The following is a 208-nucleotide window of genomic DNA, read 5'->3' as shown; positions in this document are numbered from 1 at the left end:
CCCGTAAATGATCCTCCAATTACGTCCAATGTCAGCTTTACCATTGCGGAAGACAGCACGTTAATCAATCAAATCGTAGCGGTAGACCCAGATGGAGATTCATTAACCTTTAGTTTGCAAGCTGCGCCTGGCAACGGAGTGGCGGCAGTAAATGCGGACGGAACGTTTAGCTATCAACCAAATCCGAATTTTAATGGGACCGATCAAT

Annotated in this window: 1 protein-coding gene; it reads left to right on the top strand. The window is 46.2% G+C overall.

Going from position 1 to position 208, the window contains the following annotated elements; all coding sequences use genetic code 11:
• The coding region (locus SB717_RS40210; RefSeq protein ID WP_410908992.1) for an Ig-like domain-containing protein at positions 1-208 on the top strand (208 nt) is incomplete at both ends.

Origin of the sequence: Priestia sp. SIMBA_032, from assembly GCF_046535215.1 — a bacterium.
In the GTDB taxonomy this organism is placed as follows: Bacteria; Bacillota; Bacilli; order Bacillales; family Bacillaceae_H; genus Priestia; species Priestia aryabhattai.
This window is presented reverse-complemented; position numbering and strand designations above follow the sequence as displayed.